The sequence below is a fragment of the Pseudomonas sp. D8002 genome, from assembly GCF_013385695.1.
Lineage (GTDB): Bacteria > Pseudomonadota > Gammaproteobacteria > Pseudomonadales > Pseudomonadaceae > Aquipseudomonas.
Genome location: NZ_JACAPM010000040.1, coordinates 113,569 through 139,473 on the forward strand (window position 1 = coordinate 113,569; position 25,905 = coordinate 139,473).

Here is a 25,905-nt window from a genome sequence, read left to right on the forward strand (position 1 = left end):
GGCTGTGCGCCTGCGTCTGATCGCTGTCGGTTCACGCATGCCCAAGTGGGTGGAAGAAGGCTGGCATGAATATGCCAAGCGCCTGCCATCCGAATTGGCGCTGGAACTGGTGGAAATACCGCTCAATACCCGGGGCAAGAACGCCGACGTGGCCCGCTTTATCCGTCAGGAAGGCGAAGCCATGCTGGCCAAGGTCGGGCCCAACGAGCGGATCGTGACCCTCGAAGTGCACGGCAAGCCCTGGAGCACCGAGCAGTTGGCGGTGGAACTGGATCGCTGGCGCCTGGATTCGCGCACGGTCAACTTCATGGTCGGCGGCCCCGAGGGGCTGGCGCCGGAAGTGTGCGCGCGGGCGGACCAGCGCTGGTCGCTGTCGCCCCTGACACTGCCGCACCCGCTGGTAAGAATTCTGATCGGTGAACAGCTGTATCGCGCCTGGACAGTTCTGTCCGGGCACCCTTACCACAAATAATCTGCGCCCTGCCTGATGACCCAGCCGATCCGCATCAAGGACCACGAGAAAGACGCACGTCTTGTACGCGCGCGGGTGGTGTTTGGCGCGATTTTGGTGGTGGCATTGCTGGGGGTGCTGATTGCGCGCCTGTATTTCCTGCAGGTGATCCAGTACGACTATCACTCCACATTGTCGGAAAACAACCGGGTGCACGTGCAGCCGATTCCGCCGACCCGTGGGCTGATTTTCGACCGCAATGGCGTGGTGGTAGCGGATAACCGGCCCAGCTTCAGCCTGAGCATGACCCGCGAACGCTCCGGTGACTGGCAGCAGATCCTTGATGTGATCGTCGAGGTGCTGCAACTGACGCCGGAAGACCGGGTGATTTTCGAAAAGCGCATGAAACAGGGGCGCCGGCCGTTTGAGCCGGTGCCGATCCTGTTCGAGCTGACCGAAGAGCAGATCGCCCGGATCGCGGTGAACCAGTTCCGTCTGCCGGGTGTGGAAGTGGTGGCGCAGTTGGTTCGCCACTACCCGCAAGGGGCGCACTTTGCGCATTCGGTCGGCTACATGGGCCGGATCAACGAGAAAGAGCTGAAGACCCTCGACCCGGTCAACTACAGCGGCACCCACCATATCGGCAAGACCGGCATCGAGCGTTTCTACGAGCCGGAACTGCACGGCCAGGTGGGGTACGAGGAAGTCGAGACCAACGCCCGTGGCCGCGTGCTGCGGGTGCTCAAGCGTACCGACCCGGTGCCCGGCAAGGACATCGTGCTGAGCCTGGACATCAAGTTGCAGGAAGCGGCGGAGATGGCCCTGGGCGGGCGTCGGGGTGCCGTGGTGGCACTGGATCCGAGCACTGGCGAAGTGCTGGCGATGGTCAGCCAGCCAAGTTTTGACCCCAACCTGTTTGTCACCGGGATCAGCTTCAAGGCCTACGCCGAGCTGCGTGATTCCATCGACCGGCCGCTGTTCAACCGCGTATTGCGCGGCCTGTATCCGCCGGGCTCGACCATCAAGCCGGCGGTAGCGATTGCCGGCCTGGACTCGGGCGTGGTCACGGCGTCGAGCCGGGTGTTCGACCCCGGCTACTACATGCTGCCCAACTACGATCACAAATACCGTAACTGGAACCGCACCGGCGACGGCTATGTGGACCTGGATACGGCGATCATGCGTTCCAACGACACCTACTTCTATGACCTGGCCCACAAGCTGGGGATTGATCGGCTGTCGGCCTACATGGGCAAGTTCGGCCTTGGTCAGAAAGTCTCCCTGGACATGTTCGAAGAATCCCCTGGCCTGATGCCGTCCCGCGAGTGGAAGCGTGCGACCCGGCGCCAGGCTTGGTTCCCGGGCGAAACCCTGATCCTGGGGATCGGCCAGGGCTACATGCAGGCCACGCCGCTGCAACTGGCCCAGGCCACCGCGCTGGTGGCCAACAAAGGGGTGTGGAACCGCCCGCACCTGGCCAAGACCATCGAGGGCGAACGCCCGGTGGACGAAAACCCGATTCCCGACATTGTGCTGCGCGACCCGTCCGACTGGACCAAGGTCAACCACGGCATGCAGCAAGTGATGCACGGCGCCCGGGGTACCGCTCGTAAAGCGGCAGCCGGTGCGCAATACCGGATTGCCGGCAAGAGCGGTACGGCCCAGGTGGTCGCGATCAAGCAGGGCGAGAAATACGACCGCTCCAAGGTTCAGGAACGCCACCGTGACCACGCCTTGTTCGTCGGCTTTGCTCCGGCCGACAACCCGAAGATCGTCGTGGCGGTGATGGTCGAGAACGGTGAATCCGGTTCCGGCGTAGCAGCGCCCGTGGTGCGTCAGATCATGGATGCCTGGCTGTTGACCGAAGACGGCAAGCTCAAGCCCGAATATGGCGGCACCCCATCCAGTGTGGAGGCTACGGCCCTTGAAGAGTAATTTTGACCGCATCCTCTCCAGCGAGGATGTGATGCGCCGCCGCGCCACTTTGCTGCAGCGCATGCACATTGATGGCCCGTTGCTGATCCTGCTGCTGACCCTGGCCGCCGGCAGCCTGTTCGTGTTGTATTCGGCCAGTGGCAAGAACTGGGACTTGCTGATCAAACAGGCGTCGTCGTTTGGCCTGGGCCTGTTGTCGATGGTGGTGATCGCCCAGCTGGAGCCGCGTTTCATGGCGCGCTGGGTGCCGCTGGGGTATGTCGCCGGGGTGTTGCTGCTGGTGGTGGTGGATGTCATGGGCCACAACGCCATGGGTGCGACGCGCTGGATCAACATCCCGGGGGTGATTCGCTTCCAGCCGTCGGAATTCATGAAGATTTTGATGCCGGCGACCATCGCCTGGTACCTGTCAAAACGCACACTGCCGCCCCAGCTCAAGCACGTGGGCATCAGCCTGATATTGATCGGCGTGCCGTTTATCCTGATCGTGCGCCAGCCCGACCTCGGCACCTCGCTGCTGATCCTGGCGGGCGGCGCGTTCGTGCTGTTCATGGGGGGGCTGCGCTGGCGCTGGATCCTCAGCGTGCTGGCCGCGGCCGTGCCGGTGGCCGTGGCCATGTGGTTCTTCTTCATGCACGACTACCAGAAGCAGCGAATCCTCACGTTCCTCGACCCGGAGAGCGATCCGCTGGGCACCGGCTGGAACATCATCCAGTCCAAGGCGGCCATCGGTTCCGGCGGCGTATTCGGCAAGGGCTGGCTGCTGGGCACCCAGTCGCACCTGGACTTTTTGCCGGAAAGCCACACCGACTTCATTATCGCGGTGATGGGCGAGGAGTTCGGCCTGGTGGGCATCTGCGCACTGTTGCTGATTTACTTGCTGCTGATCGGGCGCGGCCTGGTGATTACTGCCCAGGCGCAAACCCTGTTTGGCAAATTGCTCGCCGGCAGCCTCACCATGACGTTTTTTGTTTACGTTTTCGTCAACATCGGTATGGTCAGTGGCCTGTTGCCGGTGGTTGGGGTGCCGTTGCCGTTCATTAGCTACGGCGGAACTTCGCTGGTGACATTGCTGTCAGCGTTTGGGGTTTTGATGTCGATCCATACCCATCGTAAGTGGATCGCACAGGTTTGAATAAGGTGAAGATGTCAATGCAAGTAATGCGCGGCTGGGCTGCCCGGCACGTGTCCTGGATGGGCCTGTTGGGCCTGCTGGGAGCCGCTGTGCAGGAAGCGCAGGCCGGCGACTACGACGGTTCGCCCCAGGTCGCCGAGTTTGTCGGTGAGATGACCCGTGACTATGGTTTCGCCGGTGAACAGCTGATGGGCGTGTTCCGCGAGGCCCAGCGCAAGCAGGCGATCCTCGACGCCATCTCCCGGCCCGCCGAGCGCGTGAAGCAGTGGAAGGAATATCGCCCGATGTTCCTGACCGACGCCCGCGTGGCGCGGGGCGTGGACTTCTGGCGCCAGCACGAAGCGGCGCTGGCCCGCGCCGAGCAGGAATACGGCGTACCGGCCCAGGTGATCGTGGCAATCATCGGCATCGAAACCTTCTACGGCCGCAACACCGGCAGCTACCGGGTGATCGACGCCTTGTCGACCCTGGGCTTTGACTACCCGCCACGCGCCGAATTCTTCCGCAAAGAGCTGCGCGAGTTCCTGTTGTTGGCCCGTGAAGAGCAGGTCGACCCGTTGACCCTCAAGGGCTCCTACGCCGGGGCCATGGGCTTGCCGCAGTTCATGCCGAGCAGCTTTCGCGCCTACGCCGTGGATTTTGACGGCGACGGCCATATCAATATCTGGAGCAACCCCGATGACGCTATCGGCAGCGTCGCCAGCTATTTCAAGCGTCACGGCTGGGTAGCCGGCGAGCCGGTGGTGATTCGCGCCGATGTGACCGGTGAGCGCGCCGATGAAGGCCTGACCCAGGGTATCGAGCCGGTCAAGACGGTCGGGGAGTTGCGGGCGCTGGGCTGGTCGAGTCAGAATGCGCCACGCGATGATATGCCGGTGACGGCGTTCCGCCTCGAAGGCGAAAATGGCCCCGAATACTGGATGGGCCTGAAGAATTTCTACGCAATCACGCGTTATAACCGCAGCGTGATGTACGCCATGGCCGTGCATCAACTGTCAGACATGCTGGTCCAAGCACGGGGCGTCAAGTAATGCCGGTATCACCGATGTACAAACCCCTGAAGCTGTTGGCGTACGCCGCATTGTCGTTATTGGTGGTCAGTTGCTCCACCAGTCGTGCACCGGTGCAAAAAACCGCTGGCACGGCGATCCGCTCCCAGCCGGGGCTGGATATCAACCGCGCCCACAAAGACGGCGCGCCGTGGTGGGATGTGGATGTTTCGAAGATCCCGGATGCCACGCCGACCCTGCACACCGGCCCTTACAAGGCCAACCCCTATACCGTGCTGGGCAAAAACTACTTCCCGCTGCAAGACTCCAAGACCTACGTGCAATCAGGTACGGCGTCCTGGTACGGGACCAAGTTCCACGGCCAGAACACCGCCAACGGCGAAGTCTATGACCTGTACGGCATGAGCGCGGCGCACAAGACCCTGCCGCTGCCCAGCTATGTACGCGTGACCAACCTGGACAACAACCGCTCGGTAATCCTGCGGGTCAATGACCGTGGGCCGTTCTATTCGGACCGGATCATCGACTTGTCCTACGCCGCCGCCAAGAAACTCGGGTATGCCGAAATCGGCACCGCCCGGGTGAAGGTCGAAGGTATCGACCCGGCCCAGTACTGGGCCCAGCGCGGCAAGCCGGCGCCGTTGATGCTCAACGAACCGCAAACCCCGCAACCGCAAGTCACGGCCTCGGCCGGCAAGATCGAACAGTGGACCCCGCCGCCGGCGCAGCACGCCCCGGACACGGTGGTCATTCCGCATGCAGCACCGGGAGCCTCTACCGTGGGCGGCCAGTACCTGCAAGTCGGCGCTTTCGCCAACCCGGACGCGGCAGAGCTGCTAAGGTCCAAGCTCAGCGGGATGGTCAGCGCGCCAGTCTTTATCAGCTCTATTGTGCGTAACCAGCAGACCCTGCACCGTGTGCGCATGGGGCCGATCGGCTCGCCGAGTGAAGTTGCGCAAGTGCAGAACAGCGTGCGCCTGGCCAACCTGGGGCAACCCAGCGTGGTCACCGCCGAGTAAGCAGTACAAAGGATTGATGGCTCAGGCTCGCATGCGGGTTTGAGCCCTGGTTGTTGGCTCGTTGAACAATAAAAACCCAGGGGCAAGGGGTGGGCATGCAACCGAACACGCGACAGTCTGGCGACGGGCTGTCTGAATAGTTTTGCCCGCGAGGGCAAGTTTCCATAAGCAATTTCGAGAGACGGATGAACATCACCACCTTAGCCAAACGCACGTGCCTGCTTCTTTCGCTGATCATCACCCCGGCCGCCTGGGCGGTTGAAATGGTGCCAGCTTCCCCGCAACTGGCTGCCAAGGCCTGGGTCCTGATGGACGCCGCCAGCGGCAACGTGCTGGTGGAGAACAACGGTGACCAGCGCCTGCCCCCAGCCAGCCTGACCAAGCTGATGACCGCCTACATCGCGACCCTGGAAATCCGTCGCGGCCAGATCGGCGAAAACGATCCGGTGACCGTCAGCGAAAACGCCTGGCGCACCGGCGGTTCGCGGATGTTCATCAAGGTCGGCTCGCAAGTGACCGTCAGCGACCTGCTGCACGGCATCATCATCCAGTCGGGTAACGACGCCAGCGTAGCCCTGTCCGAGCACATCGCCGGCAGCGAAGATGCGTTCGCCGACATGATGAACAAAACCGTGGCCGACCTGGGCATGACCAACAGCCACTTCATGAACCCGACCGGCCTGCCGAACCCTGAGCACTACTCGTCGGCTCACGACATGGCGATCCTGGCTCGCGCGATCATTCGTGTCGACCCGGTGCACTACGCGATCTACTCCCAGAAAGAGTTCTTCTGGAACAACATCAAGCAGCCTAACCGCAACCTGTTGCTGTGGCGTGACAAGACTGTCGATGGCTTGAAAACCGGCCACACCGAAGAAGCCGGCTACTGCATGGTGTCGTCCGCTGTCCGTGACGGCCAGCGCCTGATTGCCGTGGTATTCGGTACCAACAGCGAGCAGGCCCGTGCGGCCGAGACGCAAAAGCTGCTGACCTATGGCTTCCGTTTCTTCGAAACCCAGACCTTCTACCAGAAAGGCACCGAGCTGGCTCAGGCCCCTGTGTGGAAAGGCGCGACCCATCAAGTCAAGGCCGGCCTGGCTGAAGACCTGACCCTGACCATGCCTAAAGGCCAGCTCAAGAAGCTGGTGGCCAGCATGACCATGAACCCGCAACTGGTCGCACCGATCGCCAAGGGCGATGTGATTGGTAAAGTCGAAGTGAAGCTGGACGACAAGGTGGTGCACAGCGCCGATCTGATCGCTCTGGACGCCGTCGACGAAGGTGGTATCTTCCGACGCGTGTGGGATAGCATCCGTCTATTCTTCTACAGCTTGTTCAACTGATAGTGTGCACCTGCATGACCCCGCGCTGATCCGGCGCGGGGTTATGCCCGTCGCCACGGCTTACGCTTACGAGGCCGTTACGCCATGACCGATACCGAAGTAAAGGCGCCAAAGATCGAATTCCCAAACGTGGACTATCCCGTCAAGGTGATCAGCGATACGGGCGTGGGCAACAAGGACAAGATCATCGAGATCGTCAAGAAACACGCAACGATCAACCATGACCGTGTGGATGAGCGTCAAAGCACCAACGGCAAGTACACCACTATTCAGTTGCACATCGTGGCGACTGACCAGGACCAGCTGTACAACATCAACAGCGAACTGCGGGCTACCGGCTTCGTGCACATGGTGTTGTGATGTCACAGACCCTGGGCTTTCGCGAGCTCGGCCAAATGGCTTACGAACCGGTGTGGCACGCCATGCAGCGGTTCACCAACGAGCGCGGCACCGAAGCCCCGGATGAAATCTGGCTGGTGGAGCACCCGCCGGTTTTCACCCAGGGCCAGGCCGGCAAGGCCGAGCATTTGCTGCTGCCGGGAGAAATCCCGGTGGTGCAGGTCGACCGCGGCGGGCAGGTGACTTACCATGGCCCAGGTCAATTGGTGGCTTATCTGTTGCTGGACGTGCGCAGGCTGGGTTTTGGCGTACGTGAGCTGGTCAGTCGCATGGAGTCATGCCTGATCGAGCTGCTGGCCAGCTACGGTGTGACCGCCGCGGCCAAGCCGGATGCACCGGGGGTTTATGTTAATGGCGCGAAAATCGCCTCCCTGGGCTTGCGGATTCGCCACGGTTGTTCCTTTCATGGCCTGGCCTTGAATGTGGACATGGACCTGGCGCCGTTTCGACGGATCAATCCCTGCGGCTACGCCGGTTTGGCGATGACCCAGTTGAGCGATCACGCAACACCACTAGAATTTGCCGAGGTAAGTGCCCGGCTGCGCGCGCAGCTCGTCAAACACCTCGACTATGCTGAGCAGACGACCCTAACGGGCGGAATCGACTGATTATGACTACTGATGCAGTGCAAACCATGATCCCGACGCTGGATGTTACCGAGCGTCCGGCCCCGCGTGCCAAGGTAGAAGCCGGCGTCAAGCTGCGCGGCGCCGAGAAGGTTGCACGCATCCCGGTGAAGATCATTCCGACCACCGAACTGCCGAAAAAGCCTGACTGGATTCGCGTGCGTATCCCGGTTTCGCCGGAAGTCGACCGCATCAAGGCCCTGCTGCGCAAACACAAGCTGCACAGCGTGTGCGAAGAGGCGTCCTGCCCGAACCTGGGCGAGTGCTTCTCCGGTGGCACCGCGACCTTCATGATCATGGGTGACATCTGCACCCGTCGTTGCCCGTTCTGCGACGTTGGCCACGGCCGGCCGAAGCCACTGGACGTCAACGAGCCGGAAAGCCTGGCTATCGCCATCGCCGACCTGAAACTCAAGTATGTCGTGATTACCTCGGTAGACCGTGACGACCTGCGTGACGGCGGTGCCCAGCACTTTGCCGACTGCATCCGCGAGATCCGCAAGCTGTCGCCGAACGTGATGCTCGAGACCCTGGTGCCGGACTACCGTGGCCGTATGGACGTGGCGCTGGAAATCACTGCCGCCGAGCCGCCGGATGTGTTCAACCACAACCTGGAAACCGTGCCGCGCCTGTACAAGGCTGCGCGTCCGGGTTCGGACTACCAGTGGTCGCTGACCCTGCTGCAGAAATTCAAGCAGATGATGCCGCACATTCCGACCAAATCCGGCCTGATGCTGGGCCTGGGCGAAACCGACGAAGAAGTCATCGAAGTCATGAAGCGCATGCGCGAACACGACATCGACATGCTGACCCTCGGCCAGTACCTGCAGCCGTCCCGCAGCCACTTGCCGGTACAGCGTTTCGTGCACCCGGATGTGTTCGCCTGGTTTGCCGAAGAAGGCTACAAGATGGGCTTCAAGAACGTCGCTTCCGGCCCGCTGGTACGTTCCTCGTACCACGCCGACGAGCAGGCGAAACTGGTCAAGGCCAGCCTGGTGTCCTGATACGCGGAACGCCGGACACTGCAGGACCCATGTGGGAGCCGGCTTGAGTGGGAGCGGGCTTGTTCGCGAATGCGTTGGATCAGTTGACCTGTCCGGTGACTGACTGACCGTCTTCGCGAGCAAGCCCGCTCCCCCCCAGGCCCGCTCCCACATTTGCTACTGACTCTTCCTCTTCTGTTTGCAACCATTGCTGTTTAGAGTGCCTTGGGCAATCCACACGAGGAGAACCATGGATGACGACTCAATTGACCACTTGTGCGGTACCTGCGCTGCGCGCCGAAGGCGTGATCGGGCTGATTGCCCCTGCCGGGCCGGCCGAGCTGGATATCGACACGGCCACGCAATGGATGCGCGCCCGGGGCTACACACTGCGGATCTTTCCGGGCGTGAGCCAGCGTGATGGCTATCTGGCCGGCAGTGATGAGGTACGCCTTGATGACCTGCACGCTGCGTTCGCCGATTCGACCATCGACGCGATTTTCTGCCTGCGCGGCGGCTATGGCACGCCACGCCTGCTGGACCGCCTGGACTTTGACCTGCTGCGGGCCAACCCCAAGCCATTCGTAGGCTACAGCGATATCACCGCCCTGCACCTGGCGATCAACCGGTATGCCGGTTTCGTCACCTTCCATGGTCCGATGTTCAACGCTGACCTGTTAGGTGAAAAGCAACAGCCTACCGAGTCGTCGCTGTTCAGCATGCTGCGTGGGCAAGTGAAAGCCGGTAGCCAGCTGGCTCACCCTGTGGCCTACCCGCTGACCACCGTCGAGCCAGGCATCGCCTGTGGGCGGCTGCTGGGCGGCAATCTATCGATGATCGCAGCAGTGATGGGCACGGATTACGAGATTGATGCCGAGGGCATCATTCTGTTTATCGAAGATGTGAACGAGCCGTTGTACCGCATTGACCGGTTGCTCACCCATTTGCGCCTGGCGGGCAAGCTGGCCCAGGTGGCGGGCGTGGTGGTGGGGGATGTGGCTGGGGTTGATAGCCTTGCGCTTGAGCGCTTGCTGAAGCAGACCTTCGGGCCGTTGTGCATTCCTGTGCTATCCGGCTGGCGCAGCGGGCACTGCAACCCGAACCTGACCTTGCCGTTGGGCGCCAGGGTGCGGCTGGATGCGGGGGAGAAGCGGTTGGTGTTGGAACAGGATGTGGTGTTTAAGGCCTGAACTTTGTAGCGCCGATAAAGGCCTCTTCGCGAGCAAGCCCGCTCCCACATTTCGATCGCGTTCCTTCAGGAAGTGCACGGTCAAAATGTGGGAGCGGGCTTGCTCGCGAATGCGGTAGCAGCCATACGCCGATCTATCGGCTTTGCAGCGACTCCAGCAACTTCACCGTCGGATACCCATCCGCCGGCCAGCCCAGGGACTGCTGCGCGGCACGAATCGCCTTGCGGGTATTCGCACCGATGATCCCGTCCGGGTTGCCTGCGTCGTAACCATTGGCACTGAGCACCGTCTGCAAGTCAATTCGCTGCGAGCGAGTCAACGGCAGCTCATCTTTCGGCCAGCTCCCACGAATCAAGCCACCGCCCCCGAAGCGTTCCGACAACAACCCAACTGCCAACGCGTAGGACGACGAGTTGTTGTACTTGAGGATCGCGCGGAAGTTATCCAGCACCAGGAACGCCGGGCCACGATAGCCGGCCGGCAGCAACAGGGCGGCGGAAAGCTGGTCGACGTTGGCCGGCACGCTGGCGCCCGGCGGCACCTGGATTCCCAGTTTCAGCCACTCGCCAACGGTCTTGCGTACGCTGCCATCGGCCAGGGCGTAATCAAAATTCAACGGTAGTTGCTGCACCTCGAAGCCCCAGGGCTGGCCTTTCTGCCAGCCGGAGCTTTGCAGGTAGTGCGCGGTGGAGGCGAGGGCGTCGGCCGGGCTGTTCCAGATATCGCGGCGGCCGTCACCGTCGAAGTCTACGGCGTGGGTGTTATAGGTGGTCGGGATGAACTGGGTCTGGCCCATGGCCCCGGCCCAGGAGCCTTTCATCTGGTCGGCGGCGATATCGCCATGCTGGATGATTTGCAGCGCCGCCAGCAGCTGCGCCTGGGCGAAGGCCGGGCGACGGCCTTCATAGGCCAGGGTCGCCAGTGAGCGGATCACCGAGTTGTTGCCCTGGAACTGGCCGAAGTTACTCTCCATGCCCCACACCGAGACCAGCGCCTGGCGGTCGACGCCGTAACGGTCCTCAATGCGTTGCAGAATGTCGGCGTACTTCACCAGCAGCGACTGGCCATTGCGCACCCGCAGCGGCGACAGCGCGCCATCGAGGTATTCCCATACCGGGCGGGAGAACTCCGGCTGGCTGCGGTCGGCGCGGATCACCGCCATGTCGGGTACGACATTGGCAAAGGCCGTGTCGAAAACCTGCGGCGTGATACCGGCCTTCAAGGCTTCCACGCGAAACCCCGCCTGCCATTCGGCAAAGGTCTGGGTCGGCTGGATATCAAGATTGTCTGCCACCAGTGGCGCAACGACGGCAGGCGCAGCTACCGGTGCAGTCTGGAGCGGGGGCAGGGGTTGGGCATCGGCAGCGGTGGGTTTTTCCGCGCAGGCGACTAACAGAATGAGGCTGGAGGCAGCGATCAGTTGGCGAAGGTGCCAACGACGGGAAAGACTAGAGGGCATGCACAGGTCCAGGGAATACGAATCAGGTACAGACCTTATCATGCCGGAGGGGCGCTTGCCTTCAGGCAGCCAGAAAGTAAGAAGCCTCCCAGCTATTAGACTGGAAGGCTTCGCGGCGGTAGCTGCCTTTGCCTTTGCCGGCTCGTTCCTGGCGACTGCGGAACAACGGCTGGGCGATGATGGATTTGGCCTTGTTGGGGCCATGCTTGGATGGCTTTTTGCTCATGATGGGTACTCTCTGGCAGGTTGATGATGCGGTGCGAATCATCTGCCGAAGTTTGGATTCTGTCCAGCCCAGCGATACGTAGGACTATTCAGCAGGCAGCGCCAAGCGCTGTCCTGACATCAAAAGTGACAAACGACTCAGGCTCATCCACGGCGATCCAGCCGCCTGGCCCTTGATCTGCGCGTCAATGCGTTGGGCTTCCAGCAGCAATTGCGCCCAGCGTTGCGCCGAGTGCCGTTGCAGGGCTTTGCTGATCAGTGGTTTGCGCTTGTCCCATACCGGTGGCCGCGCCTGGCTGAAGGCCTTGTCCAGTGGGATGCCCTGGCTGTACTGCAGGGCAATATTGGCCAGCAGCCGTAATTCTCGCGCCAGGGCCCAGAGAATCACCGGCGGCTCGACGCCTTCGCCGCGCAGCCCTTCGAGCATGCGCAGGGCGTGGGCGGGTTCGCCGTTGAGGATCGCATCCACCAGGCCAAATACGTCAAAGCGCGCGCTGTCAGCCACGGCGCCTTGCACGGTTTCGACGGTGATCTGGCCACCCTCGGCCATCAGCTTGAGCTTTTCGATTTCCTGGGCGGCGGCCAACAGGTTGCCTTCCACCCGCGCCGCGATCAGCTCCACCGCATCCTGGCTGGCACTCAGCCCTGATTGCGACAGGCGCTGACGAATCCACTGCGGCAGTTGGCTGCTGTCCACCGGCCAGATCTGTATGAACTGAGTCTGGCCACCTTCCACCAGCGCCTTGCCCCACTTGGTTTTCTGCGCACTGCCATCGAGCTTGGGCAGGCTGATCAGCAGCAGCGTGTCTTCGGCAGGGCGTGCGCAGTATTCCATCAAAGCCGCCGCGCCTTTGTCGCCGGGCTTGCCCGAAGGCAGGCGCAGTTCCAGCAGGCGTTTTTCGGCGAACAGCGACATGCTCGCCCCGGCTTGCAGCAGCGTACCCCAGTCGAAACTGGCGTCGGCGCTGAATACCTGGCGTTCATCGAAGCCCTGTTGGCGGGCGGCGGTGCGAATTGCGTCCGCAGCCTCCTGGCACAGCAGCGGGTCATCACCGCTGACGATGTAGACGGGCGCAAGGCTGCCTTGCAGGTGCTTGGCGAGTTGGGCGGGGGCGAGTTTCATAGGCAGGGCGAACGGGGCGCCTGGGGCGCCCCGTCTGGCTTACTCGACAGGAACTTCGACAGGCGACTGTTTAGGTTGGCTGTCTTCATACTCTTGCGCAGCTTTCAGCGCATCGGCATCTGCCTTGGCCTTGGCATCCGCGGTTTGCTGCAGCTTATCCAGTTGCTCCGGCGTGATCAGTTGCAGGCGCAGGACCATGCGCTGCACCAGTTCGCGACGCATTTCCTTGCGCACCTGGATGGTTTCGGAGTCCGAACCCACCAGGTTGTTGCCGTCGTGGCTCACGACTTTCTGTATCTGGATCTTGTCGCCCATCAGCGGCAGGTGGTCATGGCCCTGGATTTCGAAGAAGAGCGTGGTGCTCAGCTCAATGTCCGAAGCACGCCCGGCGCTGGCGTAGCTGAGGCTGCGCTGCTCTTCTTTTTCATCCACCAGGTTCAGTTTGTAAGCCGCGCCTGAATAGACTTTGACGCCACTGTTTTCCAGGACCTGGCGCAGCTGTTGCACGGTCTCGCCGTAGGAGTTGCGGGCGGTGACGTCCAGTTCCTTGATCGCCAGTTCGGTGGTGCCGGTGCCGCGCAGCTGGAAGCCGCAAGCGCTCAGCAGCACGGCAAGGCCCATAACCAGCAGATTGCGTTTGATCATTTTGATGCTCCCCTTGAAACCATGTGGGCCTTATCGAGGCCCTGGAGGTTTTGTTCGGCGCCAGGGTTATTCCCTCGGCGCCCGATCCGATTAGCTAGCGACGATATTGACCAGTTTGCCGGGCACCACGATCACTTTGCGGATCGTCAGGCCTTCGGTGAAGCGCAGCACGTTCTCATTGATACGGGCGGCGGCTTCGACGTCTTCACGGCTGGCGCTGGCCGGCATGTCGATCTGGCCACGCAGCTTGCCGTTGACCTGAATCACCAGTTGCAGCGTGTCCTGTACCAGGGCGCTTTCATCCTGTACCGGCCAGCCGGCATCGATGACGGCACCGCTGTGGCCCAACTGGTTCCACAGTTCGTGGCTGATGTGTGGCGTGATCGGCGCCAGCAGCAGGGTGACCGTTTCCAGGCCTTCCTGTACCAGTGCGCGGTCCTGTTCGGTAGCCTGCGGCGCTTTCTCCAGCACGTTCATCAGCGTCATCACCTGGGCGATGGCGGTGTTGAATTTGTGGTGCTGGCCCACGTCCTGGCTGGCGTGCTTGATGGCCAGGTGGGTGCTGCGGCGAATGACTTTTTGCTCATCGCTCAGGGCCGCCACGTCCAGCTTGCCCGGCAAGCCTTGGCTGACATGGGCGTGCGCCAGGCGCCAGACGCGCTTGAGGAAGCGATGCGAACCTTCGACGCCGGAGTCCGACCATTCCGCGCTCATGTCAGGCGGCGAGGCGAACATCATGAACAGGCGGCAGGTGTCCGCGCCGAACTGGTCGATCATCGACTGTGGGTCGACGCCGTTGTTCTTCGACTTGGCCATCTTCTCGGTGCCGCCGATTTCCACCGGCAGGCCGTCGGATTTCAGCTTGGCGCTGATCACCTTGGCCTTGCTGTCACGCTCCAGCTCGACATCTGCCGGGTTGAACCAGGTGTAGGCGCCATTGGCTTCGCGGCGGTAATAAGTCTCGGCAATCACCATGCCCTGGGTCAGCAGGTTCTTGAACGGCTCGTCGGAACTCACCAGGCCTTCATCACGCATCAGCTTGTGGAAGAAGCGCGCGTACAGCAGGTGAAGGATGGCGTGTTCGATACCGCCGATGTACTGGTCTACCGGCAGCCAGTGGTCGGCCGCGGATTTTTCCACCAGGCCGCCTTCATAGTGCGGCGAGGCGTAGCGGGCGTAGTACCACGAAGACTCCACGAAGGTGTCCATGGTGTCGGTTTCGCGTTTGGCCGGGGCACCGCAGCTCGGGCAGGTGCACTCGTAGAATTCGGGCATGCGCGCCAATGGCGAGCCAGCACCGTCCGGCACCACGTCTTCGGGCAATACGACCGGCAGTTGGTCCTCCGGTACCGGCACGTCACCGCAGGTTTCGCAGTGGATGATCGGGATCGGGCAGCCCCAGTAGCGCTGGCGGCTGATGCCCCAGTCACGCAGGCGGAACTGGGTGCGCGAGGCACCGAGGTTTTTCTTGATCAGCGCGACTTCGATGGCGTCGAAGGCGCCTTCGAAATCCAGGCCGTCGAACTCGCCGGAATTGATCAGTGTGCCGTGTTCGTTGTACGCGTCCTGCCACGGAGCCGGGTTGGTGTCGCCCGAACTGGTGCGCACCACGGACTTGATCGGCAGGTTGTATTTGACGGCGAATTCGAAATCGCGCTCGTCGTGGGCCGGCACAGCCATTACTGCGCCATCACCGTAGTGCATCAGCACGTAGTTGGCGACCCACACCGGCAGCTTCTCGCCGGTCAATGGGTGCTCGACGAACAACGAGGTCGGCAGGCCTTTTTTCTCCTGGGTGGCGACGTCGGCTTCGGCGACGCTGCCGCCCTTGCATTCGGCGATGAACGCCTGCAGCTCAGGGTTGTTCTGTGCGGCCTGGGTGGCCAGCGGGTGTTCGGCGGCCACGGCGACGTAGGTCGCGCCCATCAGGGTGTCCGGACGGGTGGTGAAGACTTTCAGTACACCTTCTGCGCCGATGGAGTCGACGTTGTAGGGGAACTGCACTTCCATGCCACGGGACTTGCCGATCCAGTTGCGTTGCATGGTCTTGACCTGCTCGGGCCAGCCCGGCAAATCGTCGAGGCTCGACAGGAGTTCATCCGCGTAGGCGGTGATCTTGAAGTAGTACATCGGGATTTCGCGCTTTTCGATCAGCGCGCCGGAACGCCAGCCGCGGCCGTCGATCACTTGTTCGTTGGCCAGTACGGTCTGGTCCACCGGGTCCCAGTTCACGGTGCCGCTCTTCTTGTAGATCACGCCTTTTTCGAACAGGCGAGTGAACAGCCATTGTTCCCAGCGGTAGTAATCAGGCTTGCAGGTGGTCACCTCGCGGGACCAGTCCACCGCCAGGCCCAGGCTGCGCAGTTGGGTCTTCATGTAGGCGATGTTTTCGTAGGTCCACTTGGCGGGCGCTACGTTGTTCTTCATCGCGGCGTTTTCCGCCGGCATGCCGAAGGCGTCCCAACCCATGGGTTGCAGGACGTTCTTGCCCAGCATGCGCTGGTAGCGGGAGATGACGTCGCCGATGGTGTAGTTGCGCACATGCCCCATGTGTAGCTTGCCGCTGGGGTAAGGGAACATCGATAGGCAATAGAAAGTCTCCTTGCCTGGCTGTTCACTGACTTCAAAGGACTTTTGCTCATCCCAGAACGACTGGGCGGCATTTTCTATTTCACGGGGCTGATATTGTTCGTGCATGGCTACTTTTGAACTGAATAGGGGTGGCCTAATCCTCTTCGGTGCAACGTTCAGGTTGATCGACACCAAAAAGCGGCGCGTCCGTGCCCAAACCCTGCGGGAAGTGGAGTTACAGGAAGCGCCGTAGCATACATGACCCCACTCTATCGAGGGAAACCCTGATTGCGCCGCCGAGGCCGTTGGTCGCGGCGCCAGGCAGGCAGGGCAAGCAGGACTACGCTGTTTAGTGGGGAGTGAGTCTTATCTTCAATGAGGTGAGGGATGGTTGATTCGCAGCGAACTTTAACGAAACCGCAGGTGTACGAAGGACTGATCGACCGTTTGGGTCGAGCACTGGATGCAGCAAAAACCGCAGGCCGATTGTGTGATGAACGGCCTCTGGAGTTGGAACTGCGTGGCTTGAGCCAGGCAGAGCTGGACGTGATCAGGGTGTATCTGGAGTTGAATGAGCATCGCGCGTCCCATGGCATGGCCTCCCCGCCAGCCCAGGAGTTTTCGCGATCGGCCAAGGTGGTATGGCTCAAGGATTTTTCGGCCGGTCGCAGCCCGGAAAAACTCCGGTCCGTGCGTTTCAAGTGAAGTACCGCGTTAGTGATCTGTAGCCTTCTCAGCGTCTGTTCCTGTAAAGATTGTCGCTTAACCCCGTTACACCTTAGGCTTCGGGCATCTTTGGAGATGCCCGATGCCTATTCGCTATTTCATTAAACAATTGTTGTTGCCGCCCGGCATCCTGTTGCTGTTGCTGGCCCTTGCCTGGTGGTTTCGTCGCAGCCGACCGCGGCTTGCGGCCGTGTGCTTTGCCCTGGGATTTGGCGGGATGTGGCTGATGAGCCTGCCGGTGGCGGTTCAATGGGGCGCAAAGGCCCTGGAGACCGAGCCGCCTCTGGCCCGTGATGAATGGGCGACCCTGGCGCAGCGGGCTGATGCCATCGTGGTGTTGGGCTCGGGGCGTGAGCGCGGGGATCCGGCGTGGGGCTCCGATCAGCCGACGGGTATCGGCCTTGAGCGCCAGCGCTATGCAGCCCGCCTGGCCAAGGCTTCGGGATTGCCGGTGCTGACCACCGGCGGCTTGCACTACGGCACACCGCCCAGCGAGGCGGAGTTGATGGCGGTATCGATGCAGGATGACTTTGGCGTGAGCGTGCGCTGGAAGGAAGAGCGCAGCCGTACCACGTGGGAAAACGCGCAGATGAGTGCCGAGATTCTGCTGCCGCAGGGGATCAAGCGTGTGGTGGTCGTGACTCAGGCCTGGCATATGCCGCGCTCGCGCTGGAGCTTCGAAAAGGCCGGGTTCACGGTTGTTCCGGCGCCAGTGGGGTTTCTTGGTTTGGACAATGCCCGGCCATTGGGGGGCTGGATGCCGGAGTTCAAGTCGGTATGGCAGAGCGGGCAGTTGCTGAATGAAGCGGTGGGGCAGGTGGGTTACCGGATGTTTTACAGGTAATACCGCCGGGCAAATGTGGCAGCGGGCTTGCTCGCGAATGCAGTGTGTCAGTCACTGGTGCTTTAACTGACAGATCGCATTCGCGAGCAAGCCCGCTCCCACATTGTCGTCCGAGTATTTCTGTTAAACCGTTTTGGACATCCGGCCCGCTAACAGCGCCCAGCCAAACAGGCCAAGGCACAGGATGATCAACGGCCACGAACGCCATTCCAGGTAAGGCGTGAGGTTGTGCATCGGCACGACCTCGCCGTAGAGAATCCCGCGTTCAAACTGCGGGATCTGCACGGTGATCTGCCCGTACGGGTTGATCAGGCCAGTGACGCCGTTGTTGGTGGCGCGGATCATCCAGCGCCCGGCTTCCAGGGCGCGCATCTGGGCCATCTGCAAATGTTGCAGCGGGCCGATGGAGCGGCCGAACCAGGTGTCGTTGCTGATGGTCAGCAACAAATCGCTGCGGGCCGACAGGCCGGCGGCGAACTCCGGGTACACCACTTCATAGCAAATGAACGGCGCAATCTGATAGCCCTTGGCTTGCAGCAAAGCCTGGTCGGACGGCCCGCGGGCGAAGTCCGACATCGGCAGGTCAAAGAACGCGATCAAGCCGCGCAACATGTCCTGCAGTGGCACGTACTCGCCAAACGGCACCAGCTTCTGCTTCAGGTAGGTGCCGTCGCCTTCGCCCACCACCGTGATGCCGTTGAAGAAGCGCTTGTGGTGATGCACTTCCTGGCGGATCGGTACACCGGTGATCAGCGCGGTGTGCCGGTCGGCAGCGAACTTGCCCATCATGCCCAGGTAGCCCTCGACGGATTCCTTGAGCACCGGCACGGCGGTTTCCGGCCATACCAGCAGGTCGACAGGCTTGGAGCTGAAGCTCATGTCGCGGTACAGCGCGAGCTGCGCATTGAGCTGCTCGGGGTCCCACTTCATGCTTTGTTCGACGTTGCCCTGGATAGCCGCCACCGTCAGCGGCGCGCCGGCGGGGGTGGTCCATGCATGATGCTTGAGTGCCAGGCCGATGGCCCATGGCGCCACCAACAACAGCAAGCCGGCACCGATGAACAGGTTGCGCTTAGCCGCCAGCAGACGCGGCAGGTTGCAGATCAGTGCGGCGGTCAGCGCCAGGGCAAAGGATATCAGCCACAACCCGCCCAGCGGCGCGAGGCCGGTGAGAGGACCGTCGAGCTGGCTGTAACCGGAATAGAGCCAGGGAAAACCGGTGAGGAACCAGCCGCGAAACGCTTCCTGGCCAACCCACAAGGCCGCGAAGGCCAGGGCATCGGCCAGTGGCGCTTCGTTGCGGCGCAGCCAGCGCGCCCACAGCCAGGCGGGCAGGGCAAAGAACCAGGCAATGGCCGCCGTAAACGCCAGCATCAGCATGCCCGCCAGCAGCACCGAAGCGCCGCCGAAGTGGTGGATGCTGTAGTAGATCCAGCTGGTACCGGCGCCAAACAGGCCGAAACCGAAACACCAGCCGCGCCACAAGGCCTGGCGCGGTGTCAGTTCACGCAATCCCGCATAAAAGAACCCGGCCGCCACCAGCGCAAACGGCCAGAGGTCGAACGGCGCCAGCGCCAGGGTGGTGATGGCGCCGGCCACCACGGCCAGCAAGTTACCGGGCCAGCCGGGTGCAATCATACGGCGCATGTCAGTCCTTAGCGGGCAATAGGTGTCAAACGGATCAAGTGAATACGGCGGCTGTCAGCATTCAGGATGCGGAAGCGATAGGCACCGATCTCGGTGGTCTCGTTACGCTTGGGCAGGTGCCCGAACGCACTCATCACCAGGCCGCCAACCGTGTCGAACTCATCGTCGGAGAATTCGCTGTCGAAGAACTCGTTGAAGTTCTCGATCGGCGTCAGGGCCTTGACCAGGAAATCACCGCTGGGCAGCGGCTTGATGTAGCTGTCTTCTTCGACGTCGTGCTCGTCTTCGATGTCGCCGACGATCTGTTCCAGCACGTCTTCGATGGTCACCAAACCCGCTACACCGCCGTACTCGTCAATCACGATGGCCATGTGATTGTGGTTCGCACGAAATTCGCGCAACAGCACATTCAGGCGCTTGGATTCAGGGACGAAGGTGGCAGGACGCAGCAGGTCCTTGATGTTGAAGCTGTCGCCGTTCTCCTTGAGGATCAGCGGCAGCAGGTCCTTGGCCAGCAGGACGCCCATGACGTCGTCATGGCTTTCGCCGATCACCGGGTAGCGCGAGTGCGCCGAATCGATGACGGCCGGGAGGAATTCCCGTGGGGTCTGGGTCGCCTTGATGCTGACCATCTGCGAGCGCGGAACCATGATGTCCCGCACTTGCAAGTCAGCGACCTGGATGGCGCCTTCGACGATGGCCAGCGCTTCGCTGTCCAGCAACTTGTTCTGATGCGCCTCGCGCAGCAGCTCCAGCAGCTCCTGGCGGTTTTTCGGCTCGTGGGCAAAGGCCTGGGTGAGTTTCCCCAGCCATGACTTTTGCCCGTTGCTCGATCGGTCTTCGCTCATAGCGATTACTCTAAATCCTTTATTGTTTCAGTTAGGTGTAGTTGCAATTTCGTCGTCTGCATACGGGTCACGATGACCCAGTTCTGCAAGCAACGTTCGTTCCAGTGCTTCCATTTCTTCGGCTTCGTCATCGTCTATATGGTCGTAACCCAAGAGATGCAAGCAGCCGTGGATGACTAGATGGGCCCAATGGGCCTCAAGTTCCTTGCCCTGTTCCTTTGCTTCACGCTCGACCACTTCGACGCAGATCACCAGGTCGCCCAGCAACGGGATATCCAGCAGCTCATCGGGTACGTCGGCGGGAAACGACAGCACGTTGGTCGCGTAGTCTTTTTGTCGCCAGGTGTGATTCAGTTCACGGCCTTCGGGCTCGTCCACCAGGCGAATGGTCAGCTCCGAGTCGGCGGTGCGCTGGCGCAGGGCCAGGGTGCACCACTGGCGGAACTGTTCTTCGCTGGGGGCGGGCGCTTCGGTGGCCAGCTGCAGGTCAAGCTCAAGCATCGCGGCGAGTGTCCTTGGCCGGTTGGTCGTCGCGGTGTTCGAAGCGCTCGTAGGCTTCGACAATGCGCTGCACCAACGGGTGACGTACCACGTCTTTGGGCATGAAGTGCGTGAAGCTGATCCCCGGCACGTCCTTGAGTACGTCGATCACCTGGGCCAGGCCCGACTTGGTGCCTTTGGGCAGGTCGACCTGGGTGACGTCGCCGGTGATCACGGCGGTGGAGCCGAAACCGATCCGGGTCAGGAACATCTTCATCTGCTCAACGGTGGTGTTCTGGCTTTCGTCGAGAATGATGAAGCTGTTGTTCAGCGTACGGCCACGCATGTAGGCCAGCGGGGCGATCTCGATCACCTGGCGCTCGATCAGCTTGGCCACGTATTCGAAGCCGAGCATCTCGTAGAGCGCGTCGTAGAGCGGGCGCAGGTACGGGTCGATCTTCTGGGCCAGGTCGCCGGGCAAAAAGCCCAGCTTCTCGCCGGCTTCCACCGCCGGACGCACCAGCAGGATGCGTCGCACCTGCTCGCGCTCCAGGGCGTCGACCGCGCAGGCCACGGCAAGGTAGGTCTTGCCGGTACCGGCAGGGCCGATGCCGAAGTTGATGTCGTTGCCCAGGATCTCTTTGACGTAGCGCTGCTGGTTCAAGCCGCGAGGGCGAATCATGCCTTTCTTGGTGCGCAACGCGACGCTGGCTTCGGCTACCGGGTTATTGGCCAGGTCCTCCACGGCGGATTCCTGCAGGTACAGGTGCACCGTTTCCGGCGACAGCTCGCTACCTTTGGTTTCCCGGTAGAGGCGGCGCAGAAGGTTTTCTGCCGAGGTGGTGTGCTGGGGTTCACCAATCAGCTCGAATTGATTGCCGCGGTTGCGGATCTCGATGCTCAGGCGTTGTTCGATCAGGCGCAGGTGCTCGTCGAACTGTCCGCACAGATTGGCGAAACGGCGAGCCTCAAAGGGCTCGAGGAGAAAACGATGTGGTTCTATGGGTGCGTTCAAGGTCGTTTTTAGCCGCCCTGGGGCAATTAAGATGAAATCAAGGATAACGCCAGCAGGCTGCGTGCGAAAGCACTTATATAGCCCGGGCCCGCTCTCAAGAACAACGGGGATCCACTGTGGGAGCTGGCTTGCCTGCGATGGGGCCGGCACGGCCGAAATATATGCTGCCTGTTGTATCGCAATCGCAGGCAAGCCAGCTCCCACATTTGATCTTCATTTGCCTTGAAAACCGGAGTCTCAGTTAATCAGCGAACCGCGCAGCGAGTGCGGTTGTGCCGCGTCGATGTGCACGTCGGCGAACTGCCCGATCAGCGTCGGATTATCACAGCGGAAGTTGACGATCCGGTTGTTCTCGGTCCGGCCCTGCAATTCGCCAGGGTCTTTTTTCGAGTAGTCGGTCACCAGGATACGCTGGGTCGAGCCAACCATCTGTCGGCTGATCTCGAAACCCTGCTGGTTGAGGCGGTGTTGCAGGGCGTTCAAACGCTCCTTCTTCAACGCTTCCGGGGTTTCGTCGAGCAGGTCAGCCGCCGGGGTGCCCGGGCGCTGGCTGTAGACGAAGGAGTAGGAGAAGTCGAAGCCGACGTCTTCGATCAACTTCATGGTCTGCTGGAAATCTTTCTCGGTTTCCCCTGGGAAGCCGACGATAAAGTCCGAGCTGATGCAGATCCCCGGCACCGCCGCACGCAATTTGCGCAATTTGGATTTGTATTCCAGGGCGGTGTGGTTGCGCTTCATGGCCGAGAGAATGCGGTCCGAGCCCGATTGCACCGGCAAGTGCAGGTGCTTGACCAGCTCCGGCACTTCGGCGTGGGCCTGGATCAGGCTGTCGGAGAACTCCAGCGGGTGCGAGGTGGTGTAGCGAATCCGCTCGATCCCGTCGACGGCGGCCACTACGCGGATCAACTCCGCGAGGTCCGCCAGGCGCCCGTCGTGGGTCTGGCCACGGTAGCCGTTGACGTTCTGTCCCAGCAGGGTCACTTCACGCACGCCGTTCTCGGCCAGGTGAATGATCTCTGCCAGCACGTCGTCGAACGGGCGGCTGACTTCTTCGCCGCGGGTGTATGGCACCACGCAGAAGGTGCAGTACTTGCTGCAGCCTTCCATTACCGACACATAAGCGCTTGGGCCGTCGATGCGCGGCTCAGGCAAATGGTCGAATTTTTCGATTTCCGGGAACGAGACGTCGACTTGCGGCAGCTTGGTGATGCGCGCGGCGTCGATCATTTCCGGCAGGCGGTGCAGGGTCTGCGGGCCGAAGACCACGTCGACGTACGGTGCGCGGTCGCGAATGGCGGCGCCTTCCTGGCTGGCCACGCAACCGCCGACGGCGATCACCATGTCCGGGTTGGCCAGTTTCAGTTCACGCCAGCGGCCCAGCTGCGAGTAGACCCGGTCCTGGGCCCGCTCGCGGATCGAGCACGTATTGAGCAGGATCACATCGGCGTCTTCAGCGCGAGCGGTGACTTCCAGGGCCTGATGTTCACCCAGCAGATCGACCATGCGCGAGCTGTCGTACTCGTTCATCTGGCAACCGTGGGTTTCGATGTAAAGCTTCTTGGCCATGGGGATCGTCAACTGGTGGTAAAGAACCGCGCATTATAGGGGGCATGCCGATAGGTTCCTAGCACTGTGCATCGGACGCCATGCTATAGTTCGCGCCCTCTTTTAAATCCCCCGATGTGTTACCCGCCCACCATGACCAAACGTGAAGCTCCAATCTACAAGGTGATTTTCCTTAACCAGGGCCAGGTGTTCGAAATGTACGCCAAGCAGATCTATCAAAGTGATCTGTGGGGCTTCCTGGAAGTGGAAGAGTTCGTCTTTGGCGAGCGCACGCAGCTGGTCGTCGACCCGGGCGAGGAAAAACTCAAGGCTCAGTTCGAAGGCGTGGTGCGCAGTTTTGTGCCGATGCATTCGATCGTGCGCATCGACGAAGTCGAGCGCCTGGGCACGCCGAAAATCAGCGAGGCCCGGGGCATGAGCAATGTCATGCCGTTTCCGATGCCGATGCCTGAGAAGTAAGGCTTAACACCGCGCCGACCCCTTCGCGAGCAAGCCCGCTCCCACATTCGACCGAGTTCCACCTTTGGAATACAGTCGAATGTGGGAGCGGGCTTGCTCGCGAAGGCGGTAGTAAAGGCGCTACAAAACTCAGGGCAGCGGCGAAAACGGCGAGCTGCCATCTGCGCTCTGCAGTTCCTGCAGGTAGTTGCGGAAAATCTGTCCCAGCACTTGGGTAGCCACTTCCAGTTCGTCGCGCTGCATGTGTTCGGCCACTTCGTCGGCCGTGTCCAGTGCATCTTCGGCGCCGTTCACCGCCGCCATTTTCAGCACGATGTACGCCTGGACGTTATTGGCCGGTACGCCTTCGCCGTGGAAAAACATGGTGCCCAGCTGGAATTGCGCCTGGGCGTGGCCCTGCAACGAGGCTTTCTCGAAGTAGCTCAAGGCTTTGTTGAGGTCGCGTGCGGGGTTTTTACTGTCGTAGAAGTACTCGCCCAACTCGTATTGCGCCTGCGCATCCCCGCCTTCGGCCTGTTTCTGGCACGCGCTCAGGGCTTCGGCCTGGCTTTCCGGCTGGGTATTGAGGGTGCAACGACCCATCGCTGGGATTAACAACGAGTTGCCGCCTGCCTGGGCATACGCCAGCAGCGGCTGAAGGAGCAACAGGCAGCCCAGAACCAGGGTGCGGCCGGTGCGTTTCATGGGAATCGACTTACCTCTGACGGGGCGCGGGACCCACGGGGGGATCCAATAAGCGCGCATTATGAAATAAGCAGGCACCTGCTTACAAAGTCTTTACTCGTTTTTCTGCTGCGTGGGCAAGTTATCTGCCGGATTGCAGGTGAATTCTCGAAAAAAGACGGAAATGCCTGTAAGCAAAGTAGCAAATCTGACGCCGCCAGGGGCGACGTCGGATTTTTGCGCCGCTTATTTCAAGGCGGCGAAGGCGCGCTCGGCGGCATCGAGGGTCAGTTTCAGCTCGGCATCACCATGGGCGATCGAGGTGAAGCCGGCTTCAAAAGCGCTCGGGGCGAGGTACACGCCACCTTCCAGCATCAGATGGAAGAAGCGCTTGAACAGGTCGGCATCGCTGCCCATCACATCGTCGAAGGTGACGATGTCGTCGGCGCCGCTGAAGTACAGGCCGAACATGCCGCCCGCCTGGGTGGTCACGAACGGAATGCCGGCGGCATCGGCGCGCTGTTGCAGGCCGTCCAGCAGGCGAGTGGTGTAGTCGGTCAGCTCGGCGTGGAAGCCCGGGCGGCTGATCAGGCGCAGGGTGGTCAGGCCGGCGGCCATGGCCAGCGGGTTACCCGACAGGGTGCCTGCCTGGTACACCGGGCCCAGCGGCGCGATGTGTTGCATGATTTCGCGTTTGCCGCCGAAGCAGCCCACCGGCATGCCGCCGCCGATGATCTTGCCGAAGGTGCTCAGGTCCGGCGTGACGCCGTAGTAAGCCTGGGCGCCGCCGAGGGCAACGCGGAAGCCGGTCATCACTTCATCAAAAATCAGCACGACGCCGTGCTTGTCGCACTGTTCCCGCAGGCCTTCCAGGAAACCCGGCGCCGGCGGTACGCAGTTCATGTTGCCGGCCACCGGCTCGACGATGATGCACGCCACTTCCTGGCCGACTTCGCTGAGCATCTGCTCGACGGCAGCGATGTCGTTGAACGGCAGGGTCAGGGTATGTTTGGCAAACGCGGCCGGCACCCCGGCGGAGCTCGGTACGCCCTGGGTCAGCGCACCGGAACCGGCCTTGACCAGCAGGCTGTCGGAGTGGCCGTGGTAGCAGCCTTCGAACTTGATGATGCTGTCGCGGCCGGTAAACCCACGGGCCAGGCGTATCGCGCTCATGGTGGCTTCGGTGCCGGAGCTGACCATCCGCACCATCTCCATGGAGGGCACGATGGAGCACACAAGGTCAGCCATCTCGGTTTCCATGGCGGTCGGTGCGCCATAGGAAAGGCCGTGTTGCAGCTGCTGGCGCACCGCGTCCAGTACTTCCGGATGGCTGTGGCCGAGGATCATCGGGCCCCACGAACCCACGTAGTCGACGTAGCGCTTGTCATCTTCGTCGGTGACGTAGGCGCCTTCGGCATGCTTGAAGAACAGTGGGGTGCCGCCAACGCTCTTGAACGCTCGCACGGGAGAGTTCACACCGCCGGGGATGTGTTTCTGGGCATTGGCAAACAGGGTTTCGGAACGGGACATGATCGTGTTCTCT

25 protein-coding genes are annotated in these 25,905 nt (G+C 61.6%); 13 read left to right on the top strand and 12 right to left on the bottom strand.

Going from position 1 to position 25,905, the window contains the following annotated elements; translation table 11 throughout:
* Nucleotides 1-4: 4 nt before the first annotated feature.
* The 10 genes from rlmH to HX807_RS24150 all read left to right on the top strand — a co-directional run bounded on the left by rlmH (nt 5) and on the right by HX807_RS24150 (nt 10,091).
* The gene (gene rlmH / locus HX807_RS24105) at nt 5-472 is read left to right on the top strand and encodes a 23S rRNA (pseudouridine(1915)-N(3))-methyltransferase RlmH (protein WP_003185785.1); all 468 of its coding nucleotides are present in this window, start codon (nt 5-7) and stop codon (nt 470-472) included.
* 15 nt (nt 473-487) lie between these two features.
* Complete coding sequence (mrdA, locus tag HX807_RS24110; protein WP_003215433.1) at nt 488-2,386, top strand: penicillin-binding protein 2; 1,899 nt, start codon at nt 488-490, stop codon at nt 2,384-2,386.
* A gap of 31 nt (nt 2,387-2,417) precedes the next feature.
* Nucleotides 2,418-3,521 carry a rod shape-determining protein RodA gene (gene rodA / locus HX807_RS24115; protein WP_050442794.1) on the top strand — a complete coding sequence of 368 codons (1,104 nt, stop codon included), beginning with the start codon at nt 2,418-2,420 and terminating at the stop codon, nt 3,519-3,521.
* A gap of 17 nt (nt 3,522-3,538) precedes the next feature.
* Nucleotides 3,539-4,552, top strand: coding sequence for a lytic murein transglycosylase B (gene mltB, locus HX807_RS24120; protein WP_177051315.1), 1,014 nt, complete (start codon nt 3,539-3,541; stop codon nt 4,550-4,552).
* Nucleotides 4,552-5,550: a septal ring lytic transglycosylase RlpA family protein gene (locus HX807_RS24125; protein ID WP_003215436.1), complete on the top strand. Its 999-nt coding sequence runs from the start codon at nt 4,552-4,554 to the stop codon at nt 5,548-5,550. The genes mltB and HX807_RS24125 overlap by 1 nt, the downstream gene beginning before the upstream one ends.
* A 185-nt stretch (nt 5,551-5,735) precedes the next feature.
* On the top strand, nt 5,736-6,893 hold the full coding sequence (locus HX807_RS24130; protein WP_003215437.1) for a D-alanyl-D-alanine carboxypeptidase family protein: 1,158 nt from the start codon (nt 5,736-5,738) through the stop codon (nt 6,891-6,893).
* An 84-nt stretch (nt 6,894-6,977) separates the two neighbouring features.
* Nucleotides 6,978-7,253 (top strand): DUF493 domain-containing protein, encoded by a 276-nt coding sequence (locus tag HX807_RS24135; RefSeq protein ID WP_003215438.1) that lies wholly within the window; start codon nt 6,978-6,980, stop codon nt 7,251-7,253.
* The gene (gene lipB, locus HX807_RS24140; protein ID WP_177051317.1) at nt 7,253-7,900 is read left to right on the top strand and encodes a lipoyl(octanoyl) transferase LipB; all 648 of its coding nucleotides are present in this window, start codon (nt 7,253-7,255) and stop codon (nt 7,898-7,900) included. Before HX807_RS24135 ends, lipB begins: the two co-directional genes overlap by 1 nt.
* 2 nt (nt 7,901-7,902) lie before the next feature.
* On the top strand, nt 7,903-8,922 hold the full coding sequence (gene lipA, locus HX807_RS24145) for a lipoyl synthase (RefSeq protein ID WP_003215441.1): 1,020 nt from the start codon (nt 7,903-7,905) through the stop codon (nt 8,920-8,922).
* A 233-nt stretch (nt 8,923-9,155) separates the two neighbouring features.
* The gene (locus HX807_RS24150; protein WP_003215442.1) at nt 9,156-10,091 is read left to right on the top strand and encodes an LD-carboxypeptidase; all 936 of its coding nucleotides are present in this window, start codon (nt 9,156-9,158) and stop codon (nt 10,089-10,091) included.
* Nucleotides 10,092-10,224: 133 nt separating this feature from the next.
* On the opposite strand, the gene HX807_RS24155 is transcribed toward HX807_RS24150, so the two are convergent.
* The 5 genes from HX807_RS24155 to leuS form a co-directional block, all read right to left on the bottom strand.
* Nucleotides 10,225-11,550, bottom strand: a complete 1,326-nt coding sequence (locus HX807_RS24155; RefSeq protein ID WP_003215443.1) for a lytic murein transglycosylase — start codon at nt 11,548-11,550, stop codon at nt 10,225-10,227.
* Between the two features lie 61 nt (nt 11,551-11,611).
* Nucleotides 11,612-11,776 (bottom strand): alternative ribosome rescue factor ArfA, encoded by a 165-nt coding sequence (arfA, locus tag HX807_RS24160; RefSeq protein WP_003176285.1) that lies wholly within the window; start codon nt 11,774-11,776, stop codon nt 11,612-11,614.
* Nucleotides 11,777-11,860: 84 nt separating this feature from the next.
* A complete protein-coding gene (holA, locus tag HX807_RS24165) occupies nt 11,861-12,898 on the bottom strand; it encodes a DNA polymerase III subunit delta (protein ID WP_008436560.1) in 1,038 nt (345 codons plus the stop codon).
* Between the two features lie 39 nt (nt 12,899-12,937).
* The gene (lptE, locus tag HX807_RS24170) at nt 12,938-13,543 is read right to left on the bottom strand and encodes an LPS assembly lipoprotein LptE (RefSeq protein WP_008436571.1); all 606 of its coding nucleotides are present in this window, start codon (nt 13,541-13,543) and stop codon (nt 12,938-12,940) included.
* Between the two features lie 90 nt (nt 13,544-13,633).
* Nucleotides 13,634-16,240 carry a leucine--tRNA ligase gene (gene leuS, locus HX807_RS24175; RefSeq protein ID WP_177051319.1) on the bottom strand — a complete coding sequence of 869 codons (2,607 nt, stop codon included), beginning with the start codon at nt 16,238-16,240 and terminating at the stop codon, nt 13,634-13,636.
* A 261-nt stretch (nt 16,241-16,501) separates the two neighbouring features.
* On the opposite strand from leuS, the gene HX807_RS24180 reads away from it, so the two are divergent.
* Together HX807_RS24180 and HX807_RS24185 are read left to right on the top strand one after the other, a co-directional pair.
* The gene (locus HX807_RS24180; protein WP_008436575.1) at nt 16,502-16,819 is read left to right on the top strand and encodes a hypothetical protein; all 318 of its coding nucleotides are present in this window, start codon (nt 16,502-16,504) and stop codon (nt 16,817-16,819) included.
* Nucleotides 16,820-16,922: 103 nt separating this feature from the next.
* On the top strand, nt 16,923-17,684 hold the full coding sequence (locus HX807_RS24185; RefSeq protein WP_008436576.1) for a YdcF family protein: 762 nt from the start codon (nt 16,923-16,925) through the stop codon (nt 17,682-17,684).
* 123 nt (nt 17,685-17,807) lie between these two features.
* Here HX807_RS24185 and lnt read toward each other — a convergent pair whose 3' ends face one another.
* The 5 genes from lnt to miaB all read right to left on the bottom strand — a co-directional run bounded on the left by lnt (nt 17,808) and on the right by miaB (nt 23,240).
* Nucleotides 17,808-19,331: an apolipoprotein N-acyltransferase gene (gene lnt, locus HX807_RS24190; protein WP_177051321.1), complete on the bottom strand. Its 1,524-nt coding sequence runs from the start codon at nt 19,329-19,331 to the stop codon at nt 17,808-17,810.
* An 8-nt stretch (nt 19,332-19,339) separates the two neighbouring features.
* A complete protein-coding gene (locus HX807_RS24195; protein ID WP_003215451.1) occupies nt 19,340-20,179 on the bottom strand; it encodes an HlyC/CorC family transporter in 840 nt (279 codons plus the stop codon).
* 27 nt (nt 20,180-20,206) lie between these two features.
* On the bottom strand, nt 20,207-20,680 hold the full coding sequence (ybeY, locus tag HX807_RS24200) for an rRNA maturation RNase YbeY (protein WP_003215452.1): 474 nt from the start codon (nt 20,678-20,680) through the stop codon (nt 20,207-20,209).
* Entirely contained in the window at nt 20,673-21,674 is a 1,002-nt protein-coding gene (locus tag HX807_RS24205; protein ID WP_003215453.1) for a PhoH family protein, read from the bottom strand. Before HX807_RS24205 ends, ybeY begins: the two co-directional genes overlap by 8 nt.
* 237 nt (nt 21,675-21,911) lie before the next feature.
* On the bottom strand, nt 21,912-23,240 hold the full coding sequence (gene miaB, locus HX807_RS24210; RefSeq protein ID WP_003215455.1) for a tRNA (N6-isopentenyl adenosine(37)-C2)-methylthiotransferase MiaB: 1,329 nt from the start codon (nt 23,238-23,240) through the stop codon (nt 21,912-21,914).
* A gap of 132 nt (nt 23,241-23,372) precedes the next feature.
* On the opposite strand from miaB, the gene HX807_RS24215 reads away from it, so the two are divergent.
* Nucleotides 23,373-23,699, top strand: coding sequence for a DUF1820 family protein (locus HX807_RS24215; protein ID WP_003215457.1), 327 nt, complete (start codon nt 23,373-23,375; stop codon nt 23,697-23,699).
* Between the two features lie 129 nt (nt 23,700-23,828).
* Here the strand turns inward: HX807_RS24215 and HX807_RS24220 are convergent, their stop codons facing one another.
* Nucleotides 23,829-24,383, bottom strand: a complete 555-nt coding sequence (locus HX807_RS24220; protein WP_134327361.1) for a tetratricopeptide repeat protein — start codon at nt 24,381-24,383, stop codon at nt 23,829-23,831.
* A gap of 225 nt (nt 24,384-24,608) precedes the next feature.
* On the bottom strand, nt 24,609-25,892 hold the full coding sequence (hemL, locus tag HX807_RS24225) for a glutamate-1-semialdehyde 2,1-aminomutase (RefSeq protein ID WP_003215470.1): 1,284 nt from the start codon (nt 25,890-25,892) through the stop codon (nt 24,609-24,611).
* Between the last annotated feature and the right edge of the window lie 13 nt (nt 25,893-25,905).

Excerpts from the sequence above, each read along its gene's own strand:
- mrdA (WP_003215433.1), top strand. The coding sequence starts at position 488 with ATGACCCAGCCGATCCGCATCAAGGACCACGAGAAAGACGCACGTCTT.
- rodA (WP_050442794.1), top strand. The coding sequence starts at position 2,418 with ATGCGCCGCCGCGCCACTTTGCTGCAGCGCATGCACATTGATGGCCCG.
- mltB (WP_177051315.1), top strand. The coding sequence starts at position 3,539 with ATGCAAGTAATGCGCGGCTGGGCTGCCCGGCACGTGTCCTGGATGGGC.
- HX807_RS24125 (WP_003215436.1), top strand. The coding sequence starts at position 4,552 with ATGCCGGTATCACCGATGTACAAACCCCTGAAGCTGTTGGCGTACGCC.
- HX807_RS24130 (WP_003215437.1), top strand. The coding sequence starts at position 5,736 with ATGAACATCACCACCTTAGCCAAACGCACGTGCCTGCTTCTTTCGCTG.
- HX807_RS24135 (WP_003215438.1), top strand. The coding sequence starts at position 6,978 with ATGACCGATACCGAAGTAAAGGCGCCAAAGATCGAATTCCCAAACGTG.
- lipB (WP_177051317.1), top strand. The coding sequence starts at position 7,253 with ATGTCACAGACCCTGGGCTTTCGCGAGCTCGGCCAAATGGCTTACGAA.
- lipA (WP_003215441.1), top strand. The coding sequence starts at position 7,903 with ATGACTACTGATGCAGTGCAAACCATGATCCCGACGCTGGATGTTACC.
- HX807_RS24150 (WP_003215442.1), top strand. The coding sequence starts at position 9,156 with ATGACGACTCAATTGACCACTTGTGCGGTACCTGCGCTGCGCGCCGAA.
- HX807_RS24155 (WP_003215443.1), bottom strand. The coding sequence starts at position 11,550 with ATGCCCTCTAGTCTTTCCCGTCGTTGGCACCTTCGCCAACTGATCGCT.
- arfA (WP_003176285.1), bottom strand. The coding sequence starts at position 11,776 with ATGAGCAAAAAGCCATCCAAGCATGGCCCCAACAAGGCCAAATCCATC.
- holA (WP_008436560.1), bottom strand. The coding sequence starts at position 12,898 with ATGAAACTCGCCCCCGCCCAACTCGCCAAGCACCTGCAAGGCAGCCTT.
- lptE (WP_008436571.1), bottom strand. The coding sequence starts at position 13,543 with ATGATCAAACGCAATCTGCTGGTTATGGGCCTTGCCGTGCTGCTGAGC.
- leuS (WP_177051319.1), bottom strand. The coding sequence starts at position 16,240 with ATGCACGAACAATATCAGCCCCGTGAAATAGAAAATGCCGCCCAGTCG.
- HX807_RS24180 (WP_008436575.1), top strand. The coding sequence starts at position 16,502 with ATGGTTGATTCGCAGCGAACTTTAACGAAACCGCAGGTGTACGAAGGA.
- HX807_RS24185 (WP_008436576.1), top strand. The coding sequence starts at position 16,923 with ATGCCTATTCGCTATTTCATTAAACAATTGTTGTTGCCGCCCGGCATC.
- lnt (WP_177051321.1), bottom strand. The coding sequence starts at position 19,331 with ATGCGCCGTATGATTGCACCCGGCTGGCCCGGTAACTTGCTGGCCGTG.
- HX807_RS24195 (WP_003215451.1), bottom strand. The coding sequence starts at position 20,179 with ATGAGCGAAGACCGATCGAGCAACGGGCAAAAGTCATGGCTGGGGAAA.
- ybeY (WP_003215452.1), bottom strand. The coding sequence starts at position 20,680 with ATGCTTGAGCTTGACCTGCAGCTGGCCACCGAAGCGCCCGCCCCCAGC.
- miaB (WP_003215455.1), bottom strand. The coding sequence starts at position 23,240 with ATGGCCAAGAAGCTTTACATCGAAACCCACGGTTGCCAGATGAACGAG.
- HX807_RS24215 (WP_003215457.1), top strand. The coding sequence starts at position 23,373 with ATGACCAAACGTGAAGCTCCAATCTACAAGGTGATTTTCCTTAACCAG.
- HX807_RS24220 (WP_134327361.1), bottom strand. The coding sequence starts at position 24,383 with ATGAAACGCACCGGCCGCACCCTGGTTCTGGGCTGCCTGTTGCTCCTT.
- hemL (WP_003215470.1), bottom strand. The coding sequence starts at position 25,892 with ATGTCCCGTTCCGAAACCCTGTTTGCCAATGCCCAGAAACACATCCCC.